Source organism: Devosia sp. LjRoot16 (assembly GCF_964252795.1).
GTDB lineage: Bacteria > Pseudomonadota > Alphaproteobacteria > Rhizobiales > Devosiaceae > Devosia_A.
This window is the reverse complement of sequence record NZ_CAXUPH020000005.1, coordinates 486,192-502,017: the sequence shown is the minus strand read 5'-3', so window position 1 is coordinate 502,017 and position 15,826 is coordinate 486,192. Positions and strand designations below refer to the sequence as shown.

At 65.5% G+C, this 15,826-nt stretch carries 16 protein-coding genes; 14 read left to right on the top strand and 2 right to left on the bottom strand.

Annotated elements, in window-relative coordinates:
• The first annotated feature begins 181 nt into the window (after positions 1–181).
• The 6 genes from tkt (at position 182) to ACSQ23_RS23710 (ending at position 6,552) form a co-directional block, all read left to right on the top strand.
• Positions 182–2,161, top strand: a complete 1,980-nt coding sequence (gene tkt / locus ACSQ23_RS23735) for a transketolase (protein WP_055999606.1) — start codon at positions 182–184, stop codon at positions 2,159–2,161.
• A gap of 49 nt (positions 2,162–2,210) precedes the next feature.
• On the top strand, positions 2,211–3,218 hold the full coding sequence (gene gap, locus ACSQ23_RS23730) for a type I glyceraldehyde-3-phosphate dehydrogenase (protein ID WP_436092109.1): 1,008 nt from the start codon (positions 2,211–2,213) through the stop codon (positions 3,216–3,218).
• Entirely contained in the window at positions 3,219–3,770 is a 552-nt protein-coding gene (locus ACSQ23_RS23725) for a putative glycolipid-binding domain-containing protein (protein ID WP_436092108.1), read from the top strand. It abuts the gene before it with no gap.
• 188 nt (positions 3,771–3,958) lie between these two features.
• Positions 3,959–4,834, top strand: coding sequence for an outer membrane beta-barrel protein (locus ACSQ23_RS23720; protein WP_436092107.1), 876 nt, complete (start codon positions 3,959–3,961; stop codon positions 4,832–4,834).
• Positions 4,835–4,994: 160 nt separating this feature from the next.
• Entirely contained in the window at positions 4,995–5,282 is a 288-nt protein-coding gene (locus tag ACSQ23_RS23715) for a hypothetical protein (RefSeq protein WP_436092106.1), read from the top strand.
• Positions 5,283–5,352: 70 nt separating this feature from the next.
• A complete protein-coding gene (locus ACSQ23_RS23710; RefSeq protein ID WP_436092105.1) occupies positions 5,353–6,552 on the top strand; it encodes a phosphoglycerate kinase in 1,200 nt (399 codons plus the stop codon).
• On the opposite strand, the gene ACSQ23_RS23705 is transcribed toward ACSQ23_RS23710, so the two are convergent.
• Positions 6,549–6,938 (bottom strand): VOC family protein, encoded by a 390-nt coding sequence (locus ACSQ23_RS23705; RefSeq protein WP_436092104.1) that lies wholly within the window; start codon positions 6,936–6,938, stop codon positions 6,549–6,551. The genes ACSQ23_RS23710 and ACSQ23_RS23705 overlap by 4 nt on opposite strands.
• An 85-nt stretch (positions 6,939–7,023) precedes the next feature.
• On the opposite strand from ACSQ23_RS23705, the gene ACSQ23_RS23700 reads away from it, so the two are divergent.
• The 7 genes from ACSQ23_RS23700 (at position 7,024) to ACSQ23_RS23670 (ending at position 13,896) form a co-directional block, all read left to right on the top strand.
• Positions 7,024–7,815, top strand: a complete 792-nt coding sequence (locus tag ACSQ23_RS23700) for a helix-turn-helix transcriptional regulator (RefSeq protein WP_436092103.1) — start codon at positions 7,024–7,026, stop codon at positions 7,813–7,815.
• Positions 7,816–7,886: 71 nt separating this feature from the next.
• On the top strand, positions 7,887–8,912 hold the full coding sequence (locus tag ACSQ23_RS23695; RefSeq protein WP_436092102.1) for a class I fructose-bisphosphate aldolase: 1,026 nt from the start codon (positions 7,887–7,889) through the stop codon (positions 8,910–8,912).
• Positions 8,913–9,075: 163 nt separating this feature from the next.
• Positions 9,076–9,630, top strand: coding sequence for a thiamine phosphate synthase (locus tag ACSQ23_RS23690; protein ID WP_055883095.1), 555 nt, complete (start codon positions 9,076–9,078; stop codon positions 9,628–9,630).
• Positions 9,627–10,736 (top strand): tetratricopeptide repeat protein, encoded by a 1,110-nt coding sequence (locus tag ACSQ23_RS23685; RefSeq protein WP_436092101.1) that lies wholly within the window; start codon positions 9,627–9,629, stop codon positions 10,734–10,736. The genes ACSQ23_RS23690 and ACSQ23_RS23685 overlap by 4 nt, the downstream gene beginning before the upstream one ends.
• Before the next feature lie 64 nt (positions 10,737–10,800).
• Entirely contained in the window at positions 10,801–11,592 is a 792-nt protein-coding gene (locus tag ACSQ23_RS23680) for an inositol monophosphatase family protein (RefSeq protein WP_055883092.1), read from the top strand.
• Between the two features lie 283 nt (positions 11,593–11,875).
• Positions 11,876–12,871, top strand: a complete 996-nt coding sequence (locus ACSQ23_RS23675) for a hypothetical protein (RefSeq protein WP_055883090.1) — start codon at positions 11,876–11,878, stop codon at positions 12,869–12,871.
• A complete protein-coding gene (locus tag ACSQ23_RS23670; RefSeq protein WP_055883088.1) occupies positions 12,871–13,896 on the top strand; it encodes a peptidoglycan -binding protein in 1,026 nt (341 codons plus the stop codon). The genes ACSQ23_RS23675 and ACSQ23_RS23670 overlap by 1 nt, the downstream gene beginning before the upstream one ends.
• On the opposite strand, the gene ACSQ23_RS23665 is transcribed toward ACSQ23_RS23670, so the two are convergent.
• Positions 13,880–14,740 (bottom strand): NAD(P)H-binding protein, encoded by an 861-nt coding sequence (locus tag ACSQ23_RS23665; RefSeq protein ID WP_436092100.1) that lies wholly within the window; start codon positions 14,738–14,740, stop codon positions 13,880–13,882. The two genes, ACSQ23_RS23670 and ACSQ23_RS23665, sit on opposite strands and share 17 nt — an antisense overlap.
• Positions 14,741–14,799: 59 nt before the next feature.
• Between ACSQ23_RS23665 and ACSQ23_RS23660 the strand changes: the two genes are divergently transcribed.
• Entirely contained in the window at positions 14,800–15,792 is a 993-nt protein-coding gene (locus tag ACSQ23_RS23660) for a cupin domain-containing protein (protein ID WP_436092099.1), read from the top strand.
• The last annotated feature ends 34 nt before the right edge of the window (positions 15,793–15,826 follow it).

Below are 15,826 nucleotides of genomic sequence, written 5' to 3'. Positions count from 1 at the left end.
CGTGGAAAAAGGGCGATTCCACTTGGCACTATAGCGCAAAGCTAGCGCGGCATGGCAACGCCCCCCTCCGGGAGGCGACATTGACAGGTCAAAGGAACCTGCTAAGCGTCAACCCGCCTCGGCAGGAGGGTTCGAGGCGCCCGGATTTCCGGGCTTCTGTCCCTTAGCCGAGAGCACCCTGATGACCAACTCCGCCCAAGCCAATGAGATGGCCAATGCCATCCGTTCCCTCGCCATGGATGCGGTGGAGAAAGCTAATTCCGGTCACCCCGGCCTGCCGATGGGCGTGGCCGACATCGCCACGGTGCTGTTCACCAAGGTGATGAAGTTCGATCCGAAGAACCCCTGGTGGGCCGATCGCGATCGCTTCATTCTATCGGCCGGCCACGGCTCCATGCTGCTCTACGCCTCGCTGTACCTCCTCGGCTACGAGGACATGACGATCGATCAGCTGAAGCAATTCCGCCAGCTTGGTTCCAAGACCGCCGGCCACCCGGAATACCACTTTGCCCCGGGCATCGAGACCACCACCGGTCCGCTCGGCCAGGGCATTGCCAACTCGGTCGGCTTCGCCGTTGCCGAAGCCAAGCTTGCCGCCGAGTTCGGCTCCGACCTCGTCGATCACTACACCTGGGTGATCGCCGGTGACGGCTGCCTGATGGAAGGCGTCAGCCAGGAAGCGATCTCGCTTGCCGGGCACCTGAAGCTCAACAAGCTCGTGGTGATCTGGGACAACAACAACATCACCATCGACGGCCGCGTTTCCAACGCCGACTCGACCGACCAGATCGCCCGCTTCAAGGCCTGCGGCTGGAACACCATCGAGATCGACGGCCTCGACCAGGCCCAGGTCGAAAAGGCCTTGCTCGACGCCAAGAAGTCGACGGACAAGCCGACCCTGATCGCCGCCAAGACCATTATCGGCTTCGGCGCCCCAACCAAGGCCGACTCGCACGGCGTGCACGGCTCGCCGCTCGGTGCGGCCGAACTCGCCGGCGCCAAGCAGCAGCTCGGCATCGACTACCCGGCGTTCGAAATCCCGAGCCACACGCTCAATGCCTGGCGCGCCGCCGGCACCCGCTCCGAGAACGCCCGCGGCGATTGGGAAGGCCGCCTCGCTGCGGCCAAGCCCGAGTTGCGCGCCGAGTTCGAGCGCCGCATCGCCGGTAAGCTGCCGGCGAACTGGAACGAGACCATCGAGACGTTCAAGGCCAAGCTGGTTGCCGACAAGCCGAAGGTCGCTACCCGCAAGTCGAGCCAGCTGGCGCTCGAGGTGATCAACAAGGTGCTGCCCGAGACCATCGGCGGCTCGGCCGACCTCACCGGCTCGAACCTTACCAACACGCCCGAGACGCTACCCTTCACCGCCACCGACCGCGCCGGCCGCTACATGCGCTACGGCATTCGCGAGCACGAGATGGCGGCGGCGATGAACGGCATCGCGCTGCATAAGGGCCTCATCCCCTATGGCGGCACCTTCCTGGTGTTCACCGACTATGCCCGCCCGGCCATCCGTCTCTCGGCGATCATGAGCCAGAAGGTCATCTACGTGATGACCCATGACTCGATCGGGCTGGGCGAAGACGGCCCGACCCATCAGCCGGTCGAGCATCTCTCGACGCTGCGCGCCATCCCGAACCTGCTGGTCTTCCGCCCCGCCGATGCGGTCGAAACGCTCGAATGCTGGCAGCTCGCCATCGAAGCCGAGCAGCCCTCGATCCTGGCCCTCAGCCGCCAGAACCTGCCGGCGTTGCGCACCGAAACCGTCACCGGCAATCCGTCGGCCAAGGGCGCCTATGTCATTGCCGGCGATCAGAACGCCGACGCAGTGATCTTCGCCACCGGCTCGGAAGTCACCATCGCCGTCCAGAGCCTCGAGCTGCTGAAGGCACAGGGCATTTCGGCCAAGGTCGTCTCGGTCCCCAGCCAGGAGCTGTTCTACGCCCAGTCGCAGGAATACCGCGACAGCGTGATCGGCAAGCCCAAGGCCAAGGTGGCGATCGAAGCCGGCATCGAGATGAGCTGGCTGAAGCTGCTCGGCGACAAGGGCCGGTTCATCGGCATGCACTCGTTCGGCGCCAGCGCCCCGGCCGAAGCGCTGTATGAGCACTTTGGCATTACGTCGAAAGCGATAGTTGAAGCTGTCATGGCGCAGTTGTAAGAACCGCGCTCTTCTTCTCTCCTCCCTAGAAGTCCCTGAAGGAGCCATCATGGCTGTACGCGTCGCAATCAATGGCTTTGGCCGCATCGGTCGCAATATCCTGCGCTCCATCGTCGAAAGCGGTCGCAACGACATCGAGGTCGTCGCCGTCAACGATCTCGGTCCGGTCGAAACCAACGCTCACCTGCTGCGCTATGACAGCGTGCACGGCAAGTTTCCGTATGAAGTGAAGGTCGAAGGCGATGTGATCACCGCCGGCAACCAGAAGTTCAAGGTGACCGCAGTCAAGGATCCGGCGCAGCTGCCGCACAAGGAGCTGGGTGTCGAGATCGTGCTCGAGTGCACCGGCATCTTCACCAGCCGCGACAAGGCCGCCGTACACCTCACCGCCGGCGCCAAGAAGGTGATCGTCTCCGCCCCGGCCGAGAACGCCGACCTGACCGTCGTCTACGGCATCAACCACGCCCTGCTCGGCAAGGAGCACGTGGTGATCTCGAACGGCTCGTGCACCACCAATTGCCTCGCCCCGATGGCCAAGATCATGAATGACCTGGTCGGCATCGAGAAGGGCATGATGACCACGGTGCACAGCTACACCGGCGACCAGCCGACGCTCGACACCATGCACAAGGATCTCTACCGCGGCCGCGCTGCGGCGCTGAGCCAGATCCCGACCTCGACCGGCGCCGCCAAGGCGATCGGCCTGGTGCTGCCCGAGCTGAAGGGCAAGCTGGACGGTATCTCGGTCCGCGTGCCGACCCCGAATGTCTCGCTGGTCGACCTCAAGTTCCTCGCCAAGCGCAACACCACGCCGCAGGAAGTCAACAACGCGCTGATCGCCGCCGCCAACGGCCCGCTCAAGGGCATCATGACCTTCACCACCCATCCGCTGGTGTCGAGCGACCTCAACCACGATCCGCATTCGTGCACGATCCTGCTCGACCAGACCAAGGTGATTGGCGATAACTTCGTCAACATCATGGGTTGGTACGACAACGAGTGGGGCTTCTCGAACCGCATGGCCGACATCACGGCCGTGTTCGCCAAAACCCTCTAAGTGCCTCTCGAGCTCGACCTCCGCTGGCAGCCAGTCGGTGAGGTCGGGCTCGAGCACTGCCGTATCTGGGAAAGCCCCGACGGCGTCAATGTCCGCAGCGTGCTGATCGGCGAGTTCGAAGGCTTCGCCTACGGCGCCCAATACGACATCCAGCTCGCCCTCGACTGGACCTTCCGCTCCCTCACCCTCCGCCTGCAGGATGGCCGCGTGCTGCGGCTCAACTCGAACGGGCTCGGCGACTGGAAGCGTAATGGCCAGCGCGCCCCCGAGCTCGAAGGCTGCGTCGATATCGACATCTCCGGCACGCCCTTCACCAACACCCTGCCGATCCGTCGCGCGAAGTTTGCCGATGGCGTGCCGCAGCATTTCACCATGGCCTGGGTGCCGCTCGACAGCCTGGAACCGTTCCGCGACGGCCAGATCTACACCCGGCTCGATCCCACCCATTACCGCTACCAGGCCGCCGATGGCAGCTTCGAGCAGGTGCTGACGGTGGACGAAGACGGGTTCGTGGTGGACTATCCGACGCTGTTCACGCGTCTGATCCGATAATAACTGCTCAACCAGAACGATTGTAATTTCAACGATTTGTCCACGCTTGTGGCGCCGCTGCACTTGTCGCTGATACGACGCCAACGCATAAGAATGGCACGTCTGATTCATTGCTAAGGCTGATCTTGGGGATCGGCTCGGACGCCAGCCTCGTGCAGCCAGCAGCTGCGACCACGTCGGAGAACGATATGAAGAACCAAGTCATGGCACTTGGCGCCACGCTGTTGCTCGCGGCTCCCTTCGCCACCCCTGCCCTTGCCGATCCCAGCGGGTTCATTTCGATTGGCGTCGGGCCGGCCGGCACGGAGTTCGACACCGGAAGCGACACCTTCAGCCTCGATGGCTATGCCCTTGAAGCGCTGCTCAGTGGCTCGATCATGCTCACCCCGGTGCTCGGCATCCAGGGCGACGTCCAGTTCACCTCGCGCACGCTCGACGACTCGGGCGACGACATCACGACCAACAGCTTTGATGGGGCACTGCACGGCTTTTACCGCGAGGCCGACAAGTTCCTCGTGGGTGGTTTCGTGCAGATCGGCCGCGACGACCTGAGCAACCCGGTGAGCGAAGGCACTATCGACCGCGCCTATGTCGGCGGCGAGGCCCAAGTGTACTTCGACAACCTGACACTGTACGGCCAGGCCGGCATGCAGCAGTTCGACCTCAGCAGCAACAGTCCCACATCGATCGGCCTCAACGGCTGGTTCGCCAACGCCGAGGTGCGCTACTTCCTGACACCCAACCTGCGGATCGAAGCTCGCGCCGGCTTCAACACGCTGGATTTCGAGATCCTGTCGGCGACGTTTGACACCGTGACCATCGGCGCCGGGGTCGAATACAAGCTCGAGTCGCTCCCCATCTCGCTGTTCGCGAAATACGATTATTCGACTACCTCAGCCGAAGCACTGATGAGCGATGACGCCACGGTCGGCAATCACCGCTTCCTGGTGGGCGCTCGTTTCGCACTCGGCGAGGACTCGCTGCTCGATCGCGATCGCAGCGGTGCTTCGCTTCGTCCGGTGCAGGGCGGGAACGGTTTCCTCGAGACATTCGGCGGCTTTTGACCGCAACGCACGTCCGCTGCACCAAGGGCGCCCCACCGGGCGCCCTTTAATTTTTGGGGCCAAGCCAACTGTCATCCGCCGTTAACCTCTTCGTCGCCAAAGCGTTATGTCGGCGCGCTATTATCCAAGGCCAGTTGATCCCTGATCCGGAGATCGGCCGGTGCGTGATATCGAACGGCTTCTCGTTGTCGCCAATGTCGTGGGGAGCCTCGCCCTGGGCGCCCGCCACGATGCAACCTGGTTCCTGATCCCGCTGGCGGCCTTCGGGCTCTATGTGGTGCTGGCCGACCGGGCGCTGCGCCGCCGCATCGGGCCGCGGCACTGGCCCAGCGAGGGCTTCGCCCGCTTCACCTTCAACACCAACCTCTACTTCGCGGTGCGCCATATCGGCATCGGCGCGCTGCTGTTTGCGCTGTCGGGCACCCTCGCGGGTCTCGTCGGCCTCTGACCTCCGCTGTTGCCCTTGCTGCAATCCTTGCTATAGCAGCGGCACCTCTCCCTAGCAGCGGATGCGTCCCATGCCGGCTTTCAAGACCCTCGACGATTTCGACCTTTCGGGTAAGCGCGTGCTGGTGCGTGCCGACCTCAACGTGCCGGTCGCCGACGGCAAGGTGACGGACGCCACCCGCATCGAGCGACTGGTGCCGACCATCCGCGAAATCATCAAGGTCGACGGAAAGGCCATCATCCTCAGCCATTTCGGCCGCCCCAAGGGCAAGGTCGACCCGGAATTCTCGCTCGAGCTGGTGGTGCCCGCCGTCGCCGACGAGACCGGCCACCCGGTGGGCTTCATCGCCACCGACTGGATCGATGTGACCAAGGCCAGGCAGGCGATCGACGAGGCCCCTCCGGGCTCGATCCTCGTGCTCGAGAACACTCGCTTCCATCCGGGCGAGGAGGACAACGATCCGGCGCTGGCCGCCCGCATGGCCGAGCTTGGCGACATCTTCGTCAACGATGCCTTCTCCGCCGCGCACCGCGCCCACGCCTCGACCGAGGCGATCGCTCACCTCTTGCCCTCGGCCGCCGGTCGCGCCATGGAAGCCGAACTGAAGGCGCTTGAGGCCGGCCTCGGGAACCCCGAACGCCCGGTGATCGCCATCGTCGGCGGCGCCAAGGTGTCGACCAAGCTCGACCTGCTCGGCAACCTGATCAAGAAGGTCGACGGGCTGGTGATCGGCGGCGCCATGGCCAACACCTTCCTCCATGCCGGGGGGCTCGGCGTCGGCAAGTCGCTGGCCGAAAAGGACCTGGCGGAAACGGCCAATGATATCCGCGACAAGGCGGAAGCGGCGCACTGCGCCATTATCCTGCCGATCGACGCCACCGTGGCCTGGCATTTCGAGGCCAACGCGCCACACCGCTTCTACGGTGTCGATTCGATGGACCCCGAGGGCATGATCCTCGACGTCGGGCCGGGCTCGATCGAGCGCATCAAAGGCGCCATCGATGAGGCTAAGACCATCGTCTGGAACGGCCCGCTCGGCGCCTTCGAGCTGCAGCCCTTCGACCACGGCACGGTCGAGATCGCGCAATATGTCGCGGCGCGCACCAAGGCGGGCAAGGTGGTCTCGGTGGCGGGCGGCGGCGACACCGTCTCCGCCCTCGCCCATGCCGGGGTGAAGGACCAGTTCACCTATGTCTCCACCGCCGGCGGCGCCTTCCTCGAATGGATGGAAGGCAAGCCCCTGCCCGGCGTCGAGGCGCTGAAGCGCTAGATCTCGGCATAGATCTCGAGGACGTTGCCGTCCGGATCGCGGAAGAACAGCGTCCGGTGGCCCCACGATTGGTCGACCACCGCACTTGCCGCGATGCCCTTGTGCGCCAGCAGCGACGCCGCGATCGCCACTTCGTCCGGCGCCACGCGAAACGCCAGCTGCAGCGACAGCGCCCCATCGGGCGGCGCGATGTCATCGAACATCATCCCGCGTTCGGTGAGCGCCAGCATGGTGCTGCCGACCCGGTACTCGACCCATTGCGGCCCAAGTTCGCGGTGGAGCTCGAACTCCATCACCTCGGAGTAGAACCGGCGCATGGCCTCCATGCTGCGGGCGAAAACGATGGTGTAGTCGAGGCTGCGGATCAGGGAGTTGAGAGATCGCATGATGGGCTCCGTGTTGCGTGAGAGCGCCATTGAGCAGATCAGGTAAGCTGGTACCAGATTGGCGATTATACTGGTATAAGGCGTCATGCTCTCCGATGATGCCGACCGGCGGAAGTGCCTCGCCAACCTCCTGACCGCAGCACGTCACGCCCTGCCCGCGCCACGCGGCGGTCGCCGGCGCACGCCCGGCTGGCGCCGCGAGGAAGTGGCCGACACCGCAGGGATGAGCGTCACGTGGTACACTTGGCTCGAACAGGGCCGCGACGTCACCGCGTCGGATGATGCACTGCGCCGGCTGTCGCGGGCGCTGCGGCTCGATGCGACCCAGTCGCGCTACCTGTTTGAGCTGGCACGGCCGGGCCAGGGTCCTGCCCCCACGGTCGACATCGACGAGCCGGAGCTGCAACCGTTCCTCGATGGGCTGCTGCCACTGCCGGCTTATGCGCTTGATCGCGGCTGGACCATCATCGCCAGCAATGCCGCAGCCCGCCGCGTCCTGCTGCTGCGCGATAAGACGGAGAACCTGATCGAGAAGCTGTTCCTCGATCCCAGCTGGCGGACACTGTTCGCCGATTGGGAGACCTTGGCGGCGTCGATGGTCGGGCAGTATCGCGCGGCGATCGGGGCACGGCCGGAATATGGCCCTGAGGTGAAGCGGCTGATCGCGCAGAGCGAGGCGTTTGCAGCCTTGTGGGCCGCGGGAGCGGTGCGTCCATCGCCACTCTGGTTGAAGCCGCTGGACCATCCGGAGTTAGGCAGGCTGGTCATGCGCTACGCCGCCTTGCGGCTCGGTGGGCGCACCGACCTGACCATCTCCATCTACACTCCGGCTGATGCTGCAACCGAAGCCATGCTTCGCCGTTCGTCTGATACCTGAACGTCCAATCGACCGCCCACCGAGTCCTGCGGCATTCTCCGCTCATTGCACAAACGGAGACCCTCCCGCCCATGGCCTCGCTCAATGCAATCGCCAAAAAGCTCGTCGCCAGCGGCAAGGGCATCCTTGCCGCTGATGAATCCGAAGGCACCATCGCCAAGCGCTTTGCGCTGATCGGCCTGCCGGTGACGCTGGAAACTCGCCGCGACTATCGCGAGATGCTGTTCCGCTCCACCGACGCGATGACCGACTACATCTCGGGCGTCATCCTCACCGAGGAGACGCTGGAGCAGAAGGCCAAGGACGGCACGCCCTTCCGCGACCTGTTTGCCGCCACCGACGTGATCCCCGGCATCAAGGTCGACCGCGGCGCGCTGCCGATGCCTGGCAGCAAGGACGAAAAGATCACCGAGGGGCTCGATGGGCTGCGCCAGCGGCTGGCTCACTATGCCAAGCTCGGCGCCGGCTTCGCCAAGTGGCGTGGCGTCATCGCCATCACCTCCTACGCCCCCTCCCGCAACGGCATACGCGCCAACGCCCATGCGCTGGCCCGCTACGCCATGTATTGCCAGGAAGCCGGCATCGTGCCGGTGGTCGAGCCCGAAGTGCTGGCCGATGGCGATCCGGGCGATCACTCGATCCAGCGCTGCGAGGATGTCACCGGCGAGACGCTCGAGGCGGTGTTTAAGGAACTGCGGCTCGCCGGCGTCGACCTCTCGGGCATGCTGCTCAAGCCCAACATGGTGACCCCCGGCCTCCGCTCGCGCGACCGTGTCAGCACTGAGGAAGTGGCGCAGCGCACCGTCGAGACGCTCCGCCGCTTCGTCCCCGCCGCCGTGCCGGGTATCGCCTTCCTCTCGGGCGGCCAGTCCGATGAAGAGGCCACGGCGCACCTGTCGGCGATGAACCAGCTTAGCGGCCTGCCCTGGGCCCTCACCTTCTCCTACGGCCGGGCGCTGCAGACTTCGGCGCTGGTGACCTGGAACGGGGAAGACCAGAACGTCAAAGCGGCGCAGCAGGCCTTCACCCACCGCGCCAAAATGAACGCCCTGGCGGCGCTCGGCCAGTACAAGCCCGAACTCGATCTCGCAGCCTGACCTCCAGAACGAACTTCCCGACGACTGGGGGCGCCTTGGCGCCCCTTTCCTTTGCAGCGAACCTGACGCTGCGAACCCCGCTTTCTTTTCGGCTCGGTAACCCTTGCCCAGTTGCGGCCAGAATCCGGCTCCACATCGGCGATGGGGCCGCTATAACACCGCCATGTCAGCCGAAATCTTCCTTATCGCACCCACCGATACTCCATCCGACCAGCTCGTTGCGGCGCTGACCGCCACGCTGGAGCGCGACGATGTCGCCGCCCTGCTGCTGCCGCGCGGCAACCTGGCTGAGAACGCCTACAAGGATCTCGCCAAGCGCATTGTGCCGCTGGCGCAGGCCAGGGGCGCCGCGGTGCTGGTCGAGGGCGAACCCGGACTGGTGCGCCTGCTCGGCGCTGACGGCCTCCACGTCCCCGGTGGCATCGAGGCCGTGCGGGAAGCGATTGCGGCGCTGAAGCCGAAACTGATCGTCGGGGCCGGCGACATCCATTCGCGCGACGACGCCATGCTGAAAGGCGAGGCGGGGGTCGACTACATCCTATTTGGGCCGCTTTCCGGTTCCATATCCGCCCCGGAGCGCGAAATGGCGCAGTGGTGGGCTGAGACCATGGAGATCCCCAGCGTGCTGTCAGACCCTGAAGCCGGCCCCGCCAACTACGATGCCGGCGATTGCGAGTTCATCGGCCTGCCGCTGACGGTGCCGGAGCCGGCAAAATGATGCGCCGCCTGGGCTATGCGCTGCTGCTTGCCGGCCTGGCGCTGCCGGCGCTGGCGCAGGCCGGCCGCACCGATTTCGAGGACCTGCGTCCCAAGGACATGCAGTTCCCCGACAATCTGGGCATGGAAGACCTGCCGATCGGGCCGGTGCCCGAGGAGTTCCTGAACCAGCCGGCTCCCGACGCCCTGACCATCAGCGATTCCATCTTCGGCGAGCGGGTCGACCCGGCCTATGGCGCCTACCAGCGCGGCTACTTCCTCACCGCGCTCGACCTGGCGCTGCCGCGTGCCGAAAAGGGCGACGCGCACGCGCAGACGCTGATTGCCGAAATCTATGCCAAAGGCCTTGGTGTACCCGAGGATTTCGCCGCCGCTGCCAGTTGGTACGGCATGGCCAGCGCGCATGGCGATGCGCTCGCCACCTTCGAGCTCGGCATGCTGTACCAGCAGGGCAGCGGCGTCGCGAAGGATCGCAAACGGGCCGCCGAACTGTTCAAGACCGCGGCCGACGCGGGCAATATGCCGGCCAAGTACAATCTGGGGCTGCTGCATGTCGAAGGCGTCTATGTCGAGCCCAGCCTCACCAAGGCCGCCGAGCTGATCGGCGAAGCCGCCAATTCCGGCATTACCGAAGCCCGCTACGACTATGCCGGCATGCTGGCGGAAGGCGCTGGCATCGCCCCCGACGCCAAGGCCGCCGCCGAGCAGTTCCGGCTTGCCGCCGAGGACGGGCTGGCCGCGGCGCAGGTCGAGTACGCCACCATTCTCTATCTCGGCAAAGGCGTGCCGGCGGATCGTGCGACAGCCGCCAGCTGGTATGCGCGCGCCGCCGATGGCGGCAACCCGGTGGCGCAGAACCGCTATGCCAAGCTGCTGGCTGCCGGCGAAGGCGTGACCGCTAATCTCGAGGACGCTGCCATGTACCGCGCCCTGGCGCGGCGACAGGGGCTGAAAGACCCGCAACTCGACAAGCTGCTGGCCACGATCAAGCCTGATCAGTTGACCCGCGCCGAGGAACGCGCCCGCTTCTGGCCGTCGCTGCCGCCGACCAAGGTCGCGGCGAACACCACCCCGACGCCTGCGCCGACCGAGACGCCCTTGAACTGAACGGCGTTCTCGGGCACATAGCGGCCCTTCCCACGTTTCCAGTTTCTCGCGCGGAGTTTCCCCCATGCGCTCGGCGCTTCTCAACGTTATGGTCCAGGCCGCTACCAAAGCCGGCCGCTCGCTCGCCAAGGATTTCGGCGAGGTCGAGAACCTGCAGGTCTCGGTAAAGGGCCCGGCCGATTTTGTCTCCAACGCCGACAAGCGCGCCGAAGAGATCGTCTTCAACGAGTTGCAGAAGGCCCGCCCGACCTACTCCTTCCTCGGCGAGGAAGGCACCGAGGTGAAGGGCAGCGACGGCCAGCACCGCTGGATCGTCGACCCGCTCGACGGCACGACCAATTTCCTCCACGGTATTCCGATGTTCGCCTGCGCCATTGCGCTCGAGCGCAACAACGAGATTGTCGCCTCGGTGATCTACAACCCGGCGATGGAAGAGCTGTTCACCGCGGAAAAGGGCGGCGGTGCCTGGCTGAATGATCGCAAGCGCCTGCGCGTCGCCAACCGCAAGCACCTCGCTGACGCCGTCGTCGTTACCGGCATCAACTCGCGTGGCCGCGCCCTCGACCTGCTGCAGTTGAAGCAACTGGCGCACGTCGTGCCCGCCGTCTCCGGTATCCGCCGCACCGGCTCAGCCTCGACCGATCTGGCCTGGCTCGCCGCCGGCCGCTTCGACGGCTACTGGGAAGCCGGCCTCGCCCCCTGGGACGTGGCGCCGGGCCTGCTGATGCTGCGCGAAGCCGGCGGCACCATGACGGATTACGCCGGCACCACCGGCTCTGTCTGGAACGGCCAGGTCATCGCCGGCAACGAGACGATCCAGAGCCAGCTGCTGAAGATCGTCAAGGCCGTCAACTGAGCCACGGCGGACGCGGCGCGCATCCGTCGGTCCAACCCACCGGCGTCATCCCCGCGAAGGCGGGGATCCAGTGGGATTTCTCAACCTCGACGGGCGCTGCAGCATCCCACTAGGTTCCCGCCTTCGCGGGAATGACCCTGGTGGACGACACGCCTCCCCGTCACCCTCCAGTCGCATTGTCGGGATTTCATGGGGTTAACCCGCATGGTGGGTTGCCGACCGTTGCGCGGATTCGCCGAAGCGCACTATTGTCAGGCCGATTTCATGAGCATGGGGCCGCGACATGTCGCAAACTTACGACCCGTATCGCCTGGCGAGCCCCGCGGTCTATCTGGTCAAGATCGTCATCTTCCTGGTGCTGGTGGCGCTGGTCGCCGCCATCCTCGCCAACCAGCTGCTGATCTTCTTCTGGGCCAACCCCTTCATCAACTCGCTGATTCTGCTGACGCTTTTCATCGGTATCATCCTGAGTTTCCGCCAGGTGATCCGGCTGTTCCCCGAAATCAACTGGGTCAACGCGCTGCAGGAAGGCCGCATGCCGGCGGTGCAGCCGCGCTTGCTGGCGCCGGTGGCAAACCTCTTGCGCGATCGGCTTGGCGAGGCGGTGATCACTCCCTCCTCGATGCGCTCGATCCTTGATTCCGTCGGCAACCGCCTCGATGAAGCCAAGGACACCTCGCGCTACCTGACCGGCCTCCTGGTTTTTCTCGGCCTGCTCGGCACCTTTTACGGCCTGCTCGAGACCGTCACCCATGTCGCCTCGACCATCCAGGCGCTCGACGCCACGGCCGGCGATACCGCGACGCTGTTCTCGAACCTCAAGGAAGGCCTCGCCGCCCCGCTCGGCGGCATGGGCACCGCTTTCTCCGCCTCGCTGCTCGGCCTTTCCGGCTCGCTGATCCTCGGCTTTCTCGACCTGCAGGCGAGCCAGGCGCAGAACGCCTTCTACACCGACCTCGAGGACTGGATGACCTCGATGACCGAGCTCGACCACCCCGTCACCCAGATGCAGGCCACCGGCCTCGGCGTCTCCGGCGATGAAATGTCGGCGATGCTGGCGCAGTTCGGCTCGACCCTGCAGAACTCCGGCTCCTCGCAGAATGCCATCCGCGCCATGGCCGAGCTGGCCCGCGGCATCGATGGGCTGGTCAAGCACATCAAGGCCGAACAGGAAGACCTGCGCGGCCACATCATCCAGCAGGGCGAGACCAACAAGAAGCTCCGCGAACTGATGGAAGCCATGCTGCGCGAGGGTGAATCCGACCGGCGGCCGAACTGATGGCGAGCTCCACCCGCTCCCGCCGCTCACAGGTCACCAATTACTGGCCGGGCTTCGTCGACGCCCTGTCGAGCCTGTTGCTCGTCATCATTTTCCTCCTCTCGCTGTTCATGCTGAGCCAGTTCTTCCTCGGCCAGGAGATCAGCGGCAAGGACACGGCGATGAGCCGGCTCAACGCCCAGATCGCCGAACTGACCGAATTGCTGCAGCTCGAGAAGGTGAACTCGAGCGACCTCGAATCGACCATCGCAACGCTCTCGGCGACACTGACCTCGGCCACCACCGAGCGCGACCAGATGGCGGCGCAACTGGCCGGCCTCGGCGCCGGCGGCGACGGCAAGGACGCTACCATCGCCCAGCTCGAGTCCGATCTCACCGCCCAGCAGGACCTGTCACGCGAGGCGGCGGCGCAGGTGGCGCTGCTCAACCAGCAGCTCGCGGCGCTCCGCACCCAGCTCGCCGCACTGGAACAGGCGCTGCAGGCCTCCGAGGCCACCGACACCGAGAACCGTACGCAGATCGCCGATCTCGGCCGCCGGCTCAACCTGGCGCTGGCGCAGCGCGTGCAGGATCTGAGCCGTTACCGCTCGGATTTCTTCGGCAAGCTGCGTCAGGTGCTGGAAGGCCGGGCCGATGTGCGCGTGGTGGGCGACCGCTTCGTCTTCCAGTCCGAGGTGTTGTTCGATGCCGGCGAGGCGGCCATCTCGCCCGAAGGCCAGACCGAACTGGCCAAGCTCGGCGCTGCCATCAAGGAGCTGCAGACGCAGATCCCAGCCGACGTGAACTGGGTGCTGCGTATCGACGGGCACACCGACAAGCGGCCGATCAACACGCCCGAATTCCCCTCGAACTGGGAGCTCTCGGCAGCCCGCGCGATTTCAGTGGCGAAGTACCTGATCACCCAGGGCGTCCCGGCCAATCGGCTGGTCCCCGCCGGCTTCGGCGAGTTCTCGCCCATCGATCCCGGCGACAGCGACGAAGCCTACCGCCGCAACCGCCGCATCGAGTTCAAGCTGACCGAATAGGCCGCGCCCAGCTCGGCGCCGCTTTTGCAGCATAGTCGGCAAAGCTGCGCGCCGGCCGACCGGTAAGGCGCGGGACCGTATCGCTGATCGCCGAGCCCAATCCGTCTCGGATCGCCAGCTGGTTGCCGACGACGATCGACGCGTAGTCCGGCGCCAACCCCGCCCCCACCAGGATGTGGGTGAACTCTTCTCCCGTAATCTTCCGGTGCGCGATGTCCCGTCCGGCGGCCTGCCCAATGATCGCTGCCGCATCGGCAAAGCTCATCGCCTCGGGCCCCGTCACATCATAGACCTTGCCGCCGTGCCCCTCGTCGAGTAGCGCGGCTGCCGCCACTGCGGCGATATCCTCGGCATCGACGAACCCGACGGCGCCGTCGCCGGTGGCGGTCGCGATCATGTCAGCCCCGAGGATGCCGGGAAGAAAGAAATCCTCGGAGAAATTCTGGTTGAAGCCCGATGGCCTGAGGATGGTCCATTCGAGGCCAGAAGCTATGACTTGCTGTTCGAGCTCATAGCGTCCCGTTCCCGGTCCTTCGTTGGGAAACGCCACCCCCATCGACGTCACGGCGACGATCCGCCCGACGCCCGCCCGAACGGCAGCGGCGAGAAACGGCCCGGTGTGCCCCGTCGGGTCCACCACAAGCTCCGGCGGCGTCAGATAGACGGCGTCGATGCCGGCCAGGGCTGCCTCATAGGTCTGAGGCTTGTCCCAATCGAAATAGGCCGTACCGGCCATACCGCGGCGGCTCGCAGCCCGAACCTTTACCTCCCGCTCCCTCAGCAACGGGACGAGACGGCGACCGGATTTGCCGGTGGCACCGAGAACCAGAACAGAGCGTGTCATTTGCAGCTTTCCTTGACCTTGACTGCGCCATGACATACGGCTCACGGCCGATCTCTTCGATGGGTGAAACACTCGATATCATGTTCGAACGTCTCGATTCCCGTGCCGATGTGCTGAGCGAGGTGCTGGATGCGGTGCAGTTGGGCAGCGTCCTCTCCTCACGCAACGAGTTGCGCGCGCCGTGGGCCCTGCATGCCGGACAAACCAGCCACCGGGCCGGTTTCCATGTGGTGGTCCGCGGCCATTGCTGGGCCCGCGTCGATGGCAGTGACACCCCGGTCGCCTTGGGCCCCGGCGACATCGTGCTGTTCCCGCACGGCTCCGGCCACACGCTGGGTGATACACCACAGACGCCTGCCGTCGAGTTCGAGAGCCTCCTCGCCGGCCTCGCTCCAGGCGAGGCGATCGAATTCCCTGATGGCACTGACGGCGATACCACCGTGCTGCTCTGCGGCTCCTATTCCTTCTCCGCTGCCGGGACCAATCCCCTGCTGCGCGGCCTGCCCAGCCTCGTCCACCTCACCGGCAAGCAGACCCACGGGACCGGTCTTGAGGCCGCCATTTCGCTCCTCGCCGCTGAAGCGGAAAGCCGGGGTTCGGGTACGGCGATGGTCGTCGACCGGCTGGTCGACCTGATCTTCGTCTATACGCTTCGCACCTGGCTCGAAGAGCAGCGCCGCTCGCAGTCGTCCACCTGGTTCGGTGCGCTGCAGAATCCGCAGGTCGCGCCGGCATTGCGCGCCATCCACGATGATCCGGCGCACCCCTGGACCGTCGCCACGCTGGCCACGAGGGCAAAGCTGTCACGCGCCGTGTTCGCCCGGCGCTTTGCCGAGGCGGTTGGCGAAGCGCCGCTCAGCTATGTCACGCGCTGGCGGATGACGGTCGCGGCGGGCCTGCTCGAGCAGGGACACCGTATCGCCGCCGTGGCGCCGCGCGTGGGCTATGAGAATGAGTTCGCCTTCGCCAAGGCCTTCAAGCGTGTGCGCAACATCGCGCCCGGCCAGCTGCGCGCCGCCAATCGCAACACGCTGCCGCGCCAAAGCGGCTGACGACTCGGCCACTTCGCGTTCAAGCTCACCGAAT